Below are 14,712 nucleotides of genomic sequence, written 5' to 3'. Positions count from 1 at the left end.
ACCCAGGAGGCGGCCAGGGGCGTCCACCCGTCGCTCGCCAGGAAGAATCCCCGCACGCCTGGCGGGAACCGCACCCCCAGCCGCTCTGCCGCCGCCAGAGCTTCCTCCCGAGCAGGGGCTTCACCCAGCCACGGGGCATATCCCGCTCCGCCGGTCGAAAGCCTCCAGCTCCTCTTCCTCCAGCAGATCGACCAACTCGTCGCCGTCTGAATAAGCGTGCACGTCCAGCTCGCCGTATCGCTCCAGGAAGACACGCCACTCCTGCGGCGTGGTCACGACATCAGCAACTTCACACTCTTCCGGCTTACTTACCTCACGCACACCGATCACGATTACAGGTGGCTATGACAACGCCGATGGCTGCCGACCGCACTACGTACGGGACCGAGCTCGTACTGGTCCGCGCGCCGACACAGACGAGGTGTTTGACGACACTGCCCAGGGGTCCTTCAGCGCGAAACCCACGGAGTCCATCGGTGTGCGTCAGGTCGATGCCTCCGTGGGTTCGGGTGAAACACTTGGATGCTGAGGGATCCCAAGGGTCTCGACGGTGATGACGGCCTGAATGTCGTCGGTCATCACGACCGCCTGCCGGACTGCCGGTTGTGCACCCAAGGTCGGCGTATCGGCCCGGGCTCGGAATGGCGCATGCCGGGTCCAGGTCCGGCCTCCGGACCAACGCCGCCGTCCCCAGCAGGATGGCGCCGTTGTCGGACAGCCGCGGCTCGTAGGCGATCAGCTCGTCCCGGTCGAGCGGCACCGCGAGGTCGGCGGCCTGTCCCGTGGCGAGGCCGTGTGCCAGGTCAGGTCTGATCCGCGGCGCGCAGGGCCCGCGCCAGCCATTCCAGTTCCTTGGTCGCGTCGGGAGACGAGGCCTGCCCGCGCACACGGGCGACGAGCCTGCGGTAGTGATCCGCTCTTGCCTCTATCCCGGCCTCCAGGCTGCGCAGCACGGCGGTCCGGTCGGCGTCTCCGAACAGTTCGGACAGCACCTCGGCCGCTGCCGGCCCCTCGGGGGCGATCCCGCCTTTTCTGACCTCCGCGACGGTCTGCGCGATCTTTCTGGCCCACCAGATGGACGCCCCGGGAGGACGGCCCTGCCCCGGTACGGGCGCGTTGAGCTCCATCCATGTGCGCAACCGGGCGCGGAAGCCGGGGTCCCGCACCAGTTCGGCCAATTCGATCCAGGCGTCGACCTGCTCAGGTGTGGGATCGTCGGGCAATTCGATGCTGTAGGTGCGTATGCGGTCGCGCAGGCGCGGGTCGTCGAGGTCGCCGAACACCTCCTCTTTGAACTCGTCGATGATCTGCTTGCGCTCGGCGGCGGAAAGCCGCGCCAACCGGTTCATCAGTGCTGTCTCCTCAAGGGTCGAGTCCCGTTTCGCCACGGTGGACAGGACGGCCCGGCTCACCTTGAGTGCGCGGATCTGCGCGTCGAGCGCGGCCACATGCACCTCGGCGGCCTCGGCGACCGTGGTGCGGCCGCTCAGGACGCGGCATACGTGGTCGAGCCCGAGGCCCAGCTCCCGCAGGGTACGGACCAGCTCGACACGGGCCACGGACCCGGCGTCGTACAACCGGTAGCCGCCCGCGGAGCGGGCCACAGGCGGCACAGCCCCCTCGTCGGACCAGAAGCGCAGGGTACGCACCGGAAGTCCGGTGCGGCGCGCGAGCCAGCCGATGGTGAGCATGTCGGGGCGTTCATCGTCCATGAGCCACATCCTCAGCCCTCCGGCGGCTGGAGAGTCAAGCGCCTCAGTCCCGGATACGGCCGATCGACGCCCGCGTCTCGGCGTCTACAGCGAGACCGCCTTCGTGGTGCGAGATACCCGAAGCGGCGTGAGCCCGGGACGTCGGAGGCGTGGCGGGCAGTTCAGGCGGTGGAACAGCGGGCACCACTGGTGAGCACGATCGCGGTGATGACCCAAGCCAGCCCTGGCATGGATCGACCCGACGAGGAGAGCACCCGGAAGAGGCCCAGCTCCGTCTAACCTCGCGCTTTCACGAGTTGGGGCGCCGAGGCTTGATCAGATAAGCAGAGAGCACCCCTGAACTGCAGCGATTGGACCTTCCTAGGGTCCTGTTGGCTGCACGGAAAGAGGCGCTCTCTAGGTGAAGCAGCCAATCGGGTTGTACCCACGTGGTCCTTGTGAAGGAGGGGGTTCCGTCACCGGGTCGGTGTTGTTCGCGAGTGGCTGCTCGGAACCGGTGTCTGGCTCAGACGGTTGGAACTGTGCCGCCGTCGATGACATACTCCGCGCCCACAATGGCTGAGGCTCGGTCCGACACGAGGAAGCCGACCAGGTCCGCGATCTCTTCCGTCGTTGCGAACCTTCCGATGGGAACCCCTCCGAGGGAATCCATCAGGCTCTGCTCCGCCTCTTCGCGGGTCAGTCCGTTGCCCTTGGCGAGCTGGTCGATGAAGCCGGCATACGCTCCGGTCTGAATCCCCCCGGGGCTGACGGCGTTTACTCGCACGCCTCGTGGGGCCAGTTCGTTCGCGAGACCCTTGCTGTACGTACGCAGGGCACCCTTCGCTGACGCGTACGGCAACGTCGCGTCGTGCAGCGGCATCTGACGCTGGATCGACGTGACGTGGACAACCACTCCTGATCCCGTCTCCACCATGGCCGGCAGCAGTGCTCGATCCAGGCGGACAGCCCCCAGGAAGTTCAGGTTGAGCTCCGCCAGCCAGTGCTCCTCGGTCGCGGCAGCGAACCCGCCGGCCGGGGTTGACGATCCTCCGACAACGTGCACCAGGATGTCCAGCGCGCCTCCCTCAGAGATCTTCGACACCACAGCCTCTACACCGCCCACCGTGGAGGTGTCCGCCTCGATGAACCGGTCGGGGCGCTCGTAGCCGTCGGGCATCGTGCGTGCCGTGGTCCATACGTCGGCACCCATCTCTCGCAGTCTCTCTACGACGGCCTTGCCCGAGCCCTTCGAACCGCCTGTGACCAGTGCCCGGCGTCCGTTGAGACGATCGCGGTCTGAATTAGACATTTTTCTCTCCACTGAAGATTGAGGTGGTGCGGGTTGAGTCAGGCCGGGTGGTTGGCGATGACGAGTTCGGCGATGAGGTCGTCCCGCAGCGCGAACCGGTAGACGAGCTCGGCGACGCCTCCCGGGAAGGTGCCTTCGAGCCGCACGGTTACCACCCAGTGGGTGTCATCGACGCGGTGAGCGCCGACCTGCTCGGTCGTGTATTTGAACTCGGACCCGGCGTCCCGCAGGAACGCGTGGGTCTCCTCCCGGCCGTGGAAGGTCTCGTCCTGGTCGACGATCACCGCGTCCTCGGTGAGAAACGACGAGGCAGTGTCGGCGTCGTGGACGATGTGGGCGGCCAAGAACTGGCGCACGGTGGTCGGGAGCAGATCGGACGGAAGATCGGTGTGCTGTGTCATGAGCCCACCGTGTGACCTCGCGGCGCGGGAGAGTCAAGCCATGGACTCTCCCCCTGGGGGAGAGTCCAGAATGAGGGGATGCTGACCATTGGCGAGTTCTCGCGGCTGACCCACCTAAGCGTGCGGACCCTGCGCCGGTATCACGAGGCGGCCCTGCTGGAACCCGCCGTGGTGGACGAGACCACCGGTTACCGCTACTACGGCGTCGGCCAAATCCCGACCGCGCAGGTCATTCACCGGCTCCGCGAGCTCGACGTCCCCCTGAACGATGTGCAGCAGATCCTCCGCACCCCCGACCCCGGTGTCCGGGCGGCGCTGGTCGCAGACCACCTGCAACGCCTCGAGGATGCGCTCGACCGCACCCGGGCCGCAGTCGTCTCGCTGCGCCGCCTGCTGCGGCCCGACCCCGCGCCCATCGACGTCGAGCTACGTGCAGAGACTGCCCGGACGGTCGCGGCGGTGGAAGCCGTAGTCGGGCATCGCGACATCGAGACCTGGTACGCAGGCGCGATGGCCGAACTGGAGGCGGCCGTCGGCACCGCCGTGACCGGACCGCCAGGCGGCATGTACGACAACGCCCTCTTCGAGCACCAGCACGGGCACGCGCTCGTCTACCTGCCGTCCGCTGTGCCACCTCGCACCGGACGCGTGCACCCCGTGAGTCTGCCGGCCGCGGAACTTGCGGTCACCACCCATGTCGGCGAGCACGACGGCATCGAGGTCACGTACGGCGAACTCGGGACCTGGGTGGTGGAGAACGCGATGTCGGTGGCCGGGCCGGTGCGGGAGGTCTACGTTGTCGGCCCCCGCGACACCAGCGATCCCGCTGCGTGGCGTACCGAGATCGGCTGGCCGGTCTTCCGTGTCACCTGAGGCGGTCAGTGCGGTGCGGAGTCTTGGAACGACGTGGCGCACACGTTGAGCCTCGCGCTCTCACGAGTTGGAGCACCGAGGCTTGATCAAATAAGCAGAGAGCACTCCTGAACTGCAACCATTGGACTCTTCTAGGGTCCTGTTGGCTGGACGAAATGAGGTACTCCCGGTGGAGAAGCGTATCGGGTCGTACCCGCGTGTCCGCGTCGAGAGCGGCGGTCGGACGGTGGTCTCGCAGGCCGGGGGCGTGCTGCTGGTCGAGACCGTACGCAAGGCCGGCTTGGACACCGCGATATCAGCGGCGCTGATGCCGTGGCGGAAGCCGAGGGCCGTCCACGATCCGGGCAAGGTCCGCCTGGACGTCGCCCTGGCGGTCGCCTTGGGCGGTGACTGCCTCGCGGATGCCAGCATGCTGCGGGCGGAGCCGGCTGTGTTCGGGCCCGTGGCCTCCGACCCGACGGTCTCCCGCCTCATCGACACCCTCGCCGCCTCCGAGGAGAAGGCTCTGGCGGCGGTCCGTGCTGCCCGGGCCGAAGCGCGCGCCCGCGTCTGGACGGTGGCCGGCGAGCGGGCGCCGAATGCGGACGGGGCGGTGACCGTGGACCTCGACGGGGTGCTGGTGATCGCACACTCGGACAAGGAGGACGCCGCACCCACCTGGAAGCGAACCTACGGCCACCACCCGCTGATGGGGTTCGTCGACCACGGGCCGGGCGGTACCGGTGAGCCGGTCGCGGCTCTACTCAGACCGGGTAACGCGGGCTCGAACACCGCGGACGACCACGTCACCGCCACCCAACTGGCCCTGGCTCAGCTGCCGAAGGAGTACCGGCGCGGGCGCCGGACCCTGATCCGCACCGACTCCGCCGGCGGCACCCACACCTTCGTCACCTGGCTCGCCCAGCGGGGACGGTGGCTGTCCTACTCCGTCGGCATGACCGTCACCGAGCAGATCCACAGCCACGTGCTGAAGGTTCCGGCATCCGCCTGGACGCCGGCGGTCGAGACCGGCGGCGGGATCCGCGACGGCGCCTGGGTCGCCGAACTCACCGGCGACGTCCTGACCGGCTGGCCGAAGGGGATGCGGCTGATCGTCCGCAAGGAACGACCGCACCCCGGCGCCCAGTTGCGGATCACCGATGCGGACGGCCTGCGGCTGACGTGCTTTGCCACCAACACCGCCAATCTCCCGATCGCCGAGCTCGAACTGCGTCACCGGCTGCGGGCTCGCGCCGAGGACCGCATCCGAAACGCCCGCGCCACCGGCCTGCGCAACCTGCCTCTGCACCGCACCGCCCAAAACCGCATCTGGCTGGAGATCGTGCAGGTCGCCCTCGACCTGCTGGCCTGGATGCCAATGCTCGCCCTCACCGGCACCGCCCGGCTCTGGGAACCCCGCCGCCTGCGACTCCGCCTGTTCACCGCAGCCGGACAACTCGTCACCACCGGTCGCAGGCGGGTCCTCCGCCTCGCCCGGCACTGGCCCTGGACCGACGTGATCACCGACGCCCTCAACCAGCTCGCACTCCTGCCGAACCCCGACTGACCAGCAACCTTCACACCCCTACGACAGCAGCCCGCCACCGGAGCAGTGGAACCCGGCGTCACCCCGAGACGAGACTCGGGCCCCCCGCCTGTCCACTCGCAATCCACGGCACGAAACGGCCCACCGACTCCGTCGGCGGACCGTCATGAAACTTCGAGGCTAAGGGCCTTGAGTACCTCGGCAACCATTTCGTCCCAGGGTGAGTCCTCCGTTCCAAGGCCTCTCTTCGAGGGCCTCGTCGTTCACGAAGACGGAGGAGTGCCGTGGGGGCCCGCAGAATGGCGAAGGGAATCGGCGAGTTCCTGATGGAATTGGTGGGCGAGGCCGTTGCCGAGGTGATCCTCGGTCTGCTGGCATGCGCCCTGCTTCTCTCTCTGGGTCTGATCGCCTACCTGAGCTGGTCCTTCAGCCCACGCCTGACCGTCGCGGGCGCCGGCGGGCTCAGCCTGTTCCTCGCATACGGCGCTTGGGGTGCCTTCCGTAATCCTTCGAAGGACCGCCGCCGTCGGGGCGTGGCCGCTGTGGCCACAGGCGGCTTCACCCTGGCCGCCGCGACGGCTGTCTTCCTGTTCTTCTACGGCTCGGACTGCGGCTGCTTGTGAAAAGAGTCCGGCGGCCGGCCGCCGCTTCGAAGCAGCCCCGGTCCTGCGGCGCCTTGTGACGGCCCACTCGGGCTACCACCAGCGCACAGGGCCCGCTGTCACCACTTCGCCACCCGCTGTGGACATGATGCGGCATCACTACCTGGGCCCCTGGAGTCCGTTGTGCACCGTAGCCGCGTCGCTGCGCTCGCCGCTGCTGTACCGGCGCCACCTGGTCGGCTGCAGCCCACAGCCGACGGACGGCAAACCGAAGGACAGCCCGCCCACCTCCACGGGGCCGCCGCGTCACCACTGGCTCCCCCGGCGAAGAACGCCTACTCGTCTACGGCACCGTCTCGACCGCCGCGGGACGGGAGTTCGGATCCGGGTACCCCTCGACGTGGCCCCGGTAATGCACTGTTCAATTCCGGTGGCGAATCATCTAGGGTTGTCGCCATGGCGAATCAGACTGCAGTCGGATCGAAGCTTCTGGAATACGTCAGGGAGTCCTCTCTCAGGGAGGACGACATTCTCCGTGATCTGCGACAGCTGACCGCGGAGTTACCCCATGGAGAATCGATGCAGGTCATGCCGGAAGAAGGGCAGTTCCTCGCGTTCCTGATCGCGTCGACGGGCGTCGCCGACGTGCTGGAAATCGGAACCTTCACCGGCTACAGCACCCTGTGCATGGCTCGCGCCCTCCCACCGCACGGGCGGTTGATCACCTGTGACATCACCGAGCGATGGCCGGAGATCGGCGCCGATTACTGGCGGCGCGCGGGCGTTTCCGAGCGTATCGAGCTTCGTATCGGCGCGGCTACCGAGACTCTCGGACAGATGCTCGCCGACGGTTTTTCCGACAGCTTCGGTCTCGTTTTCATAGATGCCGACAAGGCGAATTATCCTCGTTATTACGAACTGGCTTTGCGACTTGTGCGGCCGGGCGGGCTGGTGGTGGTGGACAACACGCTTTTCTTCGGCCGGGTCATCGACCCCCTCGCCGACGACGCGGACACTGCCGGTGTCCGTGCGGTCAATGCCACCATCCGGGACGACCGGCGGGTCGACGTCTGCATGCTCCCGATGGCCGACGGCATCACTCTGGTCCGCCGCAGGTGATCACTGTCGGTGGGCCCGGGGTGGCGCCCGGTCGGCCAGGTCCGGAGCGATCAGCCGCACCGTCGTCGGGGGCTCCCGCCGCTCGGCGGTGAGGTGCAGCAACAGGACATCCTCACCGGAACTTCCCGAGACCTCGTCCCGGCAGTCGCACGACTGCTCGTCCAAGCCCGCGAACCGGTAGGCGATCTCCATCACCCTGTTGCGGTCGGTGGCGCGGAAGTCCGCCAGCAGATGGACACCGGCCAGGGCTGCCTGGTCGACCAGCCAGTTCAGGATGATCGTGCCGGCGCCGAACGCCACCACACGGCACGAGGTGGCGAGCAGCTTGAGGTGCCACGCCCGTTCGTGCTTCTCGAGCAGCACCACGCCCACGGCACCGTGCGGCCCGAAGCGGTCCGTGAGTGTCGTGACCAGAACCTCATGCCTCGGGCAGGCGAGGAGCGCGCGCAGCACCTCGTCCGGGTAATGCACCCCGGTGGCGTTCATCTGGCTGGTGCGCAGGGTCAGTTCCTCGACCCGCGAAAGTTCGTCGTCCGTGGCCCGTTCTATGCGCATCAGCATGTCCAGCGAGCGCAGGAAGTCCTCGGACGAACCGGCGAACCGCTCCCGCTCGTCCGCGCGTCGGAAGCCGGCCTGGTACATCCTCCGGCGCTGTCGCGAGTCGACGGTCACCGACCTCGGGCTGAACTCGGGCAGGGACAGCAGTGTCTCCGCGTCCTGTGCCGCGTAGCAGCGCACCTCGGGGAGGTGGAAGGCGACCTCGGCCCGCTCGGCCGGCTGGTCGTCGATGAACGCGATGGTGCCGGGAGCGAAGTCCAGCCGGTCGGCGATCCGGCGTACAGCGTCCGACTTGGGCCCCCAGCCGATCTCCGGGACGACGAAGTATTCGGCCACGCCGAGGGCCTTCAGCCGTGCCCAGGCGACGTCATGGTCGTTGCGGCTGCACACCGACTGCAGGATGCCCCGCGCGTCCAGACCGATGATCAACTCACGGTTGGCCTCGGACAGGACGACGTTCTCGTCCTCCAGCAGTGTGCCGTGCCAGAGTGTGTTGTCGAGGTCCCAGACCAGGCACTTCACGGTCCCGGGCGGGGCCTCCGGCGCGGTGTCGCTCATGTTCGGCTCCTTGTGATGACGTACTGGTGTTGAGGGCGGCCACGGGTGAGGTCACCGCCGGCTGAGCGCGTGGTCGGCCAGGATCAGCTGGCACATCTCGTCGCTGCCCTCGATGATCTCCATGAGCTTGGCGTCGCGGTACGCCCGCGCGACGAGGTGACCGTCCCGAGCCCCGGCCGACGCGAGCACCTGCACCGCGGTGGCCGCGCCCCTGGCCGCGTTCCCGGCACTGACGTACTTCGCCATCACGACGGCGGTGACCAGGTCGGGGGCGTTCTCGTCCCAGCGGCGGCTGGCGTACTCGCAGGCGCGGGTGGCGACCTGTTCGGCGGTCCACAGGTCGGCCAGGTGCCGGGCGACGAGCTGGTGCCGGCCCAGTGGGCGGCCGAACTGGTGGCGGGAGCGGGCGTGGTCGACGGCCGCGCTCACGCAGGCCCGTAGGATTCCGACACACCCCCACGCGACCGAGATCCGGCCATAGGCCAGGGCCGTCGTCACCAGTATGGACAGTGGCTGCCGTCCGCCACCCAGCAGGCTGCCGAGCGGCAACCGCACGTCGTCGAGCAGGACCTCCGCGTGCCCGGCCGCCCGGCAGCCCAGGGGATCGTCCACCGGCCGCACCTGGACGCCGGGGGCGTCGCGGGGCACCACCACCACGGCACCGTCGTCGCCCATCCGGGCTACGACGAGGAAGACGTCGGCGTACTCTGCGGCGGTCACCCACTTCTTGCGCCCGGTGAGCGACAGGGTGTCGCCGTCGACGGTGACGGTGGTCGCGATGGCCGACAGATCGCTGCCCGCCTGAGGTTCGCTGAAGGCCACGGCCGCCGTGTCGCCCGAGGCCAGCCGCGGCAGCAGATCCGACGCCTGCTCCGGGTCACCGAGCCGTTCGACGGTCCAGGCGGCCATGCCCTGCGAGGTCATGACGCTCCGGAGCGAGCTGCACAGACTGCCGACGTGGGCGGTGAACTCGCCGCTGTCCGCGCTGTTCCACCCAGGTCCGCCGTACCTCGCCGGGATCTGGGTGGTGAGCTGCCCGGCCGCACCGAGTCTCCGCACCACGTCCTCGGGCAGCCGGCCCGCCCGGTCCCAGTCGGACGCCCGGTCGCCGACCAGTTCGGTGACCGCCGAGGCCGCTGCGGCGACGGCGTCACGCACCGGAACTGCCGGGGGCCGGCTGCCGGAGCCGCTCGACCAGTGTGCCCATCCGCTGCACGGTGCGGAAGTTGTCCATTCGCAGGTCGGCGCCACGGATGGCGATGCCGTACGTCCTCTCCAGATGCACCACCAGTTCCATGGCGAAAATGGAGGACAGCCCACCGTTACCGAAGACGTCCGCGTCGGTCGCCCACTCCCTCCCCGTGTGCTTCGCCAGGAATCGCAGCAGGTCCGTCCGGACCGTGCCGGCGTCGCCGACGGGTTCCGGCACCGGGTGGTCGGGTGACGTGGTCATGTCTGTTCTCCCTCGTACTCGTAGAAGCCGCGCCCGCTCTTGCGGCCGAGGTGGCCGGCCCGCACCATCTCCAGCAGCAAGTCGCTGGGGCGGCAGCCTTCGTCTCCGGTCCGGCTGTGCAGCACCCACAGCGAGTCGACCAGGTTGTCCAGCCCGATGAGGTCGGCGGTGCGCAGCGGACCTGTCGGATGACCCAGACATCCCTGCATGAGCCGGTCGACCGACTCGACGTCGGCGGTACCCGCCGCCACCACCCGGACCGCGTCGTTGATCATGGGGTGCAGGATCCGGCTGGTGACGAAACCCGGCGCGTCCGCGACGACGATCGGCTCCCGGCGCAGCGCGGCGAGCAGCGCCCTCAGCGCGTCCAGGGTCGCCTCGCCGGTCCACGTACCCCGGATGACCTCGACCGTCCGGATCAGGTAGGGCGGATTCATGAAGTGGGTGCCGATGAGATCCTCCGGCCGGGCCGCCGCCCGGGCCAGCTCGTCGATGGGGATCGCCGATGTGTTCGAGATGATCGGGACGCCCGGCGCGACCAGGGTGGACAAGTCCGCGAGAACCTTCGCCTTCGCGTCGGCGTCCTCGGTGACCGCCTCGATCACCGCGGTGGGTGCCGCGTCGCCGGCCGTCACCAGATCGGCGAGCGACAGGCCGGTGACGAGGGCGCCGGGGGTCACCCCGTCCGGCAGCGCGCCCATCAGCTGCGCCATCCGCACCTGGTGGCCGATCCTCGCCGGTGCCTCGTCCAGCCGGCGCCGGTCCAGGTCGATCAGCGACACCGCGATCCCGTGTCCGACGGCCAGCGCGGCGATGCCCGACCCCATCACCCCCGCTCCGAGCACAGCCAGTCGCAGCCCGGCGCCGGGCGTACCGCTCTCCGCTGCCATGGTGTCCTTCTTTCGGTCCCGGCCCGGCCGGGAGGCTTCCGGGCTACGTCGAATCACGGTGATCGCCGAGGCGGCGGCCAAGGAAGGACCCCCGCGCCGCCGCCGCGGTCATTCCTCCGAGCGGCCCGCTTCGGCCCGGGAAGGCCACGGTGGTGCGTGACCGCCCGTGGGTTCCGTGTAGAACTGCTGCGCCCACTGCCGGTACCGGCCGATGGGACCGTCGCCCTTGGCGAGCTTCGGGTGTTCGACGTGCTCCTGGTGGTGCCACATCAGCAGGTCCGCGCCGGTGTCGACGCTCGCTACCCGCTGGAGGACAGCGCTGAGCAGCCGGGCGGCGGGCAGCGCCGCCGCGCGCCCGATCCGCTCGGGCACGCCGGGGATGCCGGCCAGCTCCAGCTTCGTACCGAACCGGAGATGTATGCGTCCCGCGCCGGTCGCGGTCGCGTGGAGCATCACGTACAGGTTGCCCGCGTCCTTGGGAAGGACCGTCCTCGCCGCGATGGTGCCCAGTCCGATCACGGTGAGCGTGTACGACTGGCGGGACCCGCGCATCATGGTGCCGCGGGCGGTGGCGGTGACGGTGCTGATCGGTTTCCCGGCCACCGGTGCGCCCCCGATCTCCAGGTCCTTGAGGCCGTGCAGCGCGGGCAGATGACCCCAGTCGAACGCGTTCTCGATGACGTCCTGCGGGTGGCCGGCGATGTCGAAGGTGTCGTGGCTGTACGGCTGCCGCTCATCCATGGGCAGGGCCGGGACGTCCCACTCCGGGGGCAGACCGAGGGCGTGCCACCACACGTAGACCGAGCCGTTGACCTCGCAGACCGGGTACTGCGACAGCGACGCCTTCGGCGGTGGCTTGTCGTACCCGGTACGTACGCAGGCGCCGGTCGGGTCGAACGCGAAGCGGTGGAAGGGGCAGACGATGTCCTCGCCCTCGACCGATCCGCCGACCCCGAGATGCGCCCCCAGGTGCGGGCACCGCGGCCGGACGGCCCGCAGCAGACCCCGGGTCGTCCGGTAGAGGACGACCTCCGCGCCCGCGAGCGGACGCGTCGTGACGGACCCGCGTCTGAGCTCGTCGCTGAAGGCCAGACAGAACCACCCGTTCGGGTAAGGACGGGAGGCAGCGTGCAGGGTGTCGGCCGGGGCCGCGCCGGGCCGGCCGACCTCGCGGGAGCTGAGAAGCTGCTTCACCAGCGGCTTCAGGTGAGGCTTCATGGCGTCACTCCTGGTGCTGCACCGGGCAGGCGGAGGCTCCCGCCCTGGGGGTGGACGGCTGGGCAGGCGCGGACCGCGGCGAGGCGGCGTGCAGCTCGGTGCTGCCGGCGCTGCCCGTCCGCCGCTCGCTGAGCCGAAGGGTCAGCCCTCGCGAACTCAGGCTGGTCTCCACCTTGGGCTTGAACGGCTGCTCGCCGGCCGGGGTCAGCTCCCAGCGGGAGACGATGGCGGTCAGGGCCAGGACGGCCTCGGTGAGGGCGAACTGGTCCCCGATGCACTTGCGGGGGCCCGCGCCGAAAGGGATGTAGGAGGCCCGGTCGGGCTGGACGCCCAGCCAGCGGTCCGGGTCGAACCGATCGGGATCGGTGAAGAGGTCGGACCGGCGGTGCAGAAGATACGCACTGAGCACCAGGGTGCTCCCGCTCTTGAGCCGTACTCCGCCGAGTTCGGCGTCCTTCCTGAGGGTGCGGGTCATCATCCAGGCGGGCGGGTACAGCCGCAGCGTCTCTGTCACGACCCGGGAGGCCAGGTCGAGCGACGGCAGGTGCGCGGCATCCAGCTTCCCGCCGGCCAGGACGCTGTCGGTCTCGGCCTGGAGGCGGCGCTGGATCTCCGGGTTCGTGGCGAGCAGGTGCAGCGCCCAGGCCAGGGTGATGGCCGTGGTCTCCATACCGCCGAGGAAGAACGTGAGTGCCTCGTCAGCCAGTTCGGCGTCGCTCAGCTGCTTCTGGCCGTCGTCGCTCTCCTCGTCGACCGCCCCGACCAGCGTCGACAGCAGATCGGCACGGTCCGTCGGATCGGCACGCCGCTCGGCGATGATCTCCGCGATGGTGTCCGACAGCCGGTGCCGTGCCTGGTCGTACCGCCGTTTCTGCCGAGTCGGCAGCTGGCGCAGCAGGGCCGGCGTCATCATCCGGCGGAAGAACGCGCTCACGATGGTGGCGGTGTCGGCCAGGGCACGCCGCATGGTCTCCTCGGGCAGCGCGCCGCTGAACATCGTCTCCATGGTGGCTCGCGTCGTCAGCGTCATCATTTCCTGGGTGACGTCCAGGACATCGCCGTCGTGCCAGGAACCGGCCTTGAGCTCCGCCGCCCGGGCGAACACCGCGCCGTACCCGGGGAGCCGGGTGGGGTGGAAAGAGGGCTGGCACAGCCGTCGCTGCCGTCGGTGCAGGGTGTACGAGCAGGTGGAGAGGCCGTCGCCGATGACCTCGCGGATCCGGTCGTAGATCGGGCCGCCCTTGTCGTAGACGCGGTCGTTCAGGAACACCTGCCGGGTAAGGGCCGGGTCACAGACCATGACGGCGGTACTCGGTCCCAGCCGGACGCGGACCATCTCGCGGTACCCGGACAGGGACATGATGAACGCCAGCGGATCGCGAAGTAGAGGCAGCGCGTGGCCCAGCAGCGGCAGGGCCCGGGGAGCGAGCGGAACCGACGCCGCGGTCGCGGTATTCGTGTCTGTCATGGACGACCTCATTCCTTGGGTGAACCACCGGCTGATGCCGCGCCGACGGCATCCCGGGTGATTTCGATCAGGGCGGTGGTCCAGCGGAAGCCGACCCCGAAACTCACGACGAGGACACGGTCCCCGGCCCGCAGGGTGCCGGAGCGGAACGTCCGGTCGAGGGCGAGCAGGACGTCGGACGGGCCGGCGTGGCCGAGGTGCCGGCCGTAGGTCCAGGTGGTGTCGTCGGCACGCAGGCCGAGCGGGGAGCCGCTCAGCAGCAGGTCGAGGACGACCGACCCGATCGCGATGGGCACCACGTGCGAGATGTCCGCCGGTTTCACGGCGGCCTCGTCGAGAACGGTCCCGATGCAGCGGTGGGTGGCACGTTGCAGCACCTCGATGTGGGGCATGAACCCGGTCTCCTCGACCGGGAACCGCCGGGCGGCACCGGTGTACCCCTCTCTGGCCCGGGTCTGCGCCTCCAGTTGTGGTTCGGTGACATGGGCGGTCGCCACCAGACGGGCGAAGCCCGTACCGCGTGTGAGGACGGCGGCGGCACCGGCGTCACCGGCGACGTAACCCAACTCCCTTGAGTATCCCCATCGTTCGTCCGGGAACCGGGCACCGGTCGTGACCAGCGCGGCTTGCGCGGCCGGTCGGGCGGTGAGGTGTTCGGCAGCGGTGACGAGTGCGGCGGCCCCACCGTCACTGGCCGCGCCCACCTCGATCCCGGTGGTGTCCTTCCCGCCCAGCACCCGCGTCAGATAGGCCACGGGCGTGTAGTGGTCTCCGTCCTGGAAGCCGGCGTGCACGAGCAGACTCAGGTCGGCACTGGGGACGTCCGCGTGGCGCAGCGCCCTGAGGCCCGCCCGGGCCGCCATCTGTGTCGCCGTGTTGTCCGTCGAGACGGCGGCCGAGGTGAATCCGTTGAGCGCCAGGGTCGAGGGCTGCCGGGTGCCCGGCCCGCCCTGCGGCTCCTGCTCTGCGGGCCTGATGGGGGGTACCCACGCTCCGGTCCCGGCGATCGTGATGTCCTGCCACAACACTGCTGTCTCCTCGGCT

The 14,712-nt window shown here is 69.3% G+C and carries 15 protein-coding genes and 1 pseudogene; 4 read left to right on the top strand and 12 right to left on the bottom strand.

Annotated features, from left to right (window positions below; all coding sequences use genetic code 11):
• Positions 1-120: 120 nt before the first annotated feature.
• From ABT001_RS24865 to ABT001_RS24845, 5 genes and pseudogenes are all read right to left on the bottom strand, one after another.
• Complete coding sequence (locus ABT001_RS24865) at positions 121-276, bottom strand: hypothetical protein (RefSeq protein WP_351281430.1); 156 nt, start codon at positions 274-276, stop codon at positions 121-123.
• A 302-nt stretch (positions 277-578) separates the two neighbouring features.
• Positions 579-802: pseudogene (locus ABT001_RS24860) on the bottom strand (YciI family protein); the annotation flags it as partial.
• A 1-nt stretch (position 803) separates the two neighbouring features.
• Positions 804-1,712: a helix-turn-helix domain-containing protein gene (locus ABT001_RS24855; protein ID WP_351281428.1), complete on the bottom strand. Its 909-nt coding sequence runs from the start codon at positions 1,710-1,712 to the stop codon at positions 804-806.
• A gap of 505 nt (positions 1,713-2,217) precedes the next feature.
• Entirely contained in the window at positions 2,218-3,003 is a 786-nt protein-coding gene (locus tag ABT001_RS24850) for an SDR family oxidoreductase (protein ID WP_351281426.1), read from the bottom strand.
• A gap of 38 nt (positions 3,004-3,041) precedes the next feature.
• Positions 3,042-3,404, bottom strand: a complete 363-nt coding sequence (locus ABT001_RS24845) for a nuclear transport factor 2 family protein (RefSeq protein WP_351281424.1) — start codon at positions 3,402-3,404, stop codon at positions 3,042-3,044.
• Positions 3,405-3,482: 78 nt separating this feature from the next.
• Here ABT001_RS24845 and ABT001_RS24840 point away from each other — a divergent pair, with 78 nt between their 5' ends.
• The 4 genes from ABT001_RS24840 (at position 3,483) to ABT001_RS24825 (ending at position 7,523) form a co-directional block, all read left to right on the top strand.
• Positions 3,483-4,277 (top strand): MerR family transcriptional regulator, encoded by a 795-nt coding sequence (locus ABT001_RS24840; protein ID WP_351281421.1) that lies wholly within the window; start codon positions 3,483-3,485, stop codon positions 4,275-4,277.
• A gap of 169 nt (positions 4,278-4,446) precedes the next feature.
• Complete coding sequence (locus tag ABT001_RS24835) at positions 4,447-5,823, top strand: IS1380 family transposase (protein ID WP_351281420.1); 1,377 nt, start codon at positions 4,447-4,449, stop codon at positions 5,821-5,823.
• Positions 5,824-6,086: 263 nt separating this feature from the next.
• On the top strand, positions 6,087-6,425 hold the full coding sequence (locus tag ABT001_RS24830) for a lysine transporter LysE (RefSeq protein ID WP_351281417.1): 339 nt from the start codon (positions 6,087-6,089) through the stop codon (positions 6,423-6,425).
• 435 nt (positions 6,426-6,860) lie between these two features.
• Positions 6,861-7,523: an O-methyltransferase gene (locus ABT001_RS24825; RefSeq protein WP_351281415.1), complete on the top strand. Its 663-nt coding sequence runs from the start codon at positions 6,861-6,863 to the stop codon at positions 7,521-7,523.
• On the opposite strand, the gene ABT001_RS24820 is transcribed toward ABT001_RS24825, so the two are convergent.
• From ABT001_RS24820 to ABT001_RS24790, 7 genes are all read right to left on the bottom strand, one after another.
• Positions 7,524-8,639, bottom strand: coding sequence for an HAD-IIIC family phosphatase (locus ABT001_RS24820; protein ID WP_351281412.1), 1,116 nt, complete (start codon positions 8,637-8,639; stop codon positions 7,524-7,526). It lies immediately after the preceding gene.
• A gap of 51 nt (positions 8,640-8,690) precedes the next feature.
• Positions 8,691-9,797: an acyl-CoA dehydrogenase family protein gene (locus ABT001_RS24815; protein ID WP_351281410.1), complete on the bottom strand. Its 1,107-nt coding sequence runs from the start codon at positions 9,795-9,797 to the stop codon at positions 8,691-8,693.
• On the bottom strand, positions 9,790-10,092 hold the full coding sequence (locus ABT001_RS24810; protein ID WP_351281407.1) for an acyl carrier protein: 303 nt from the start codon (positions 10,090-10,092) through the stop codon (positions 9,790-9,792). The genes ABT001_RS24815 and ABT001_RS24810 overlap by 8 nt, the downstream gene beginning before the upstream one ends.
• Entirely contained in the window at positions 10,089-10,982 is an 894-nt protein-coding gene (locus ABT001_RS24805; protein ID WP_351281404.1) for a 3-hydroxyacyl-CoA dehydrogenase family protein, read from the bottom strand. Before ABT001_RS24805 ends, ABT001_RS24810 begins: the two co-directional genes overlap by 4 nt.
• 108 nt (positions 10,983-11,090) lie before the next feature.
• Positions 11,091-12,200: a Rieske 2Fe-2S domain-containing protein gene (locus ABT001_RS24800; RefSeq protein WP_351281402.1), complete on the bottom strand. Its 1,110-nt coding sequence runs from the start codon at positions 12,198-12,200 to the stop codon at positions 11,091-11,093.
• 4 nt (positions 12,201-12,204) lie between these two features.
• The gene (locus tag ABT001_RS24795; RefSeq protein WP_351281399.1) at positions 12,205-13,668 is read right to left on the bottom strand and encodes a cytochrome P450; all 1,464 of its coding nucleotides are present in this window, start codon (positions 13,666-13,668) and stop codon (positions 12,205-12,207) included.
• 8 nt (positions 13,669-13,676) lie between these two features.
• The gene (locus ABT001_RS24790) at positions 13,677-14,696 is read right to left on the bottom strand and encodes a 3-oxoacyl-[acyl-carrier-protein] synthase III C-terminal domain-containing protein (RefSeq protein WP_351281396.1); all 1,020 of its coding nucleotides are present in this window, start codon (positions 14,694-14,696) and stop codon (positions 13,677-13,679) included.
• Between the last annotated feature and the right edge of the window lie 16 nt (positions 14,697-14,712).

This window comes from Streptomyces sp. NPDC002793 (genome assembly GCF_040295485.1).
In the GTDB taxonomy this organism is placed as follows: Bacteria; Actinomycetota; Actinomycetes; order Streptomycetales; family Streptomycetaceae; genus Streptomyces.
Note: the sequence above shows the minus strand (reverse complement) of the source record. Positions and strands in the feature narration are given on the sequence as shown.

Excerpts from the sequence above, each read along its gene's own strand:
- ABT001_RS24855 (WP_351281428.1), bottom strand. The coding sequence starts at position 1,712 with ATGGACGATGAACGCCCCGACATGCTCACCATCGGCTGGCTCGCGCGC.
- ABT001_RS24850 (WP_351281426.1), bottom strand. The coding sequence starts at position 3,003 with ATGTCTAATTCAGACCGCGATCGTCTCAACGGACGCCGGGCACTGGTC.
- ABT001_RS24845 (WP_351281424.1), bottom strand. The coding sequence starts at position 3,404 with ATGACACAGCACACCGATCTTCCGTCCGATCTGCTCCCGACCACCGTG.
- ABT001_RS24840 (WP_351281421.1), top strand. The coding sequence starts at position 3,483 with ATGCTGACCATTGGCGAGTTCTCGCGGCTGACCCACCTAAGCGTGCGG.
- ABT001_RS24825 (WP_351281415.1), top strand. The coding sequence starts at position 6,861 with ATGGCGAATCAGACTGCAGTCGGATCGAAGCTTCTGGAATACGTCAGG.
- ABT001_RS24820 (WP_351281412.1), bottom strand. The coding sequence starts at position 8,639 with ATGAGCGACACCGCGCCGGAGGCCCCGCCCGGGACCGTGAAGTGCCTG.
- ABT001_RS24810 (WP_351281407.1), bottom strand. The coding sequence starts at position 10,092 with ATGACCACGTCACCCGACCACCCGGTGCCGGAACCCGTCGGCGACGCC.
- ABT001_RS24805 (WP_351281404.1), bottom strand. The coding sequence starts at position 10,982 with ATGGCAGCGGAGAGCGGTACGCCCGGCGCCGGGCTGCGACTGGCTGTG.
- ABT001_RS24800 (WP_351281402.1), bottom strand. The coding sequence starts at position 12,200 with ATGAAGCCTCACCTGAAGCCGCTGGTGAAGCAGCTTCTCAGCTCCCGC.
- ABT001_RS24795 (WP_351281399.1), bottom strand. The coding sequence starts at position 13,668 with ATGACAGACACGAATACCGCGACCGCGGCGTCGGTTCCGCTCGCTCCC.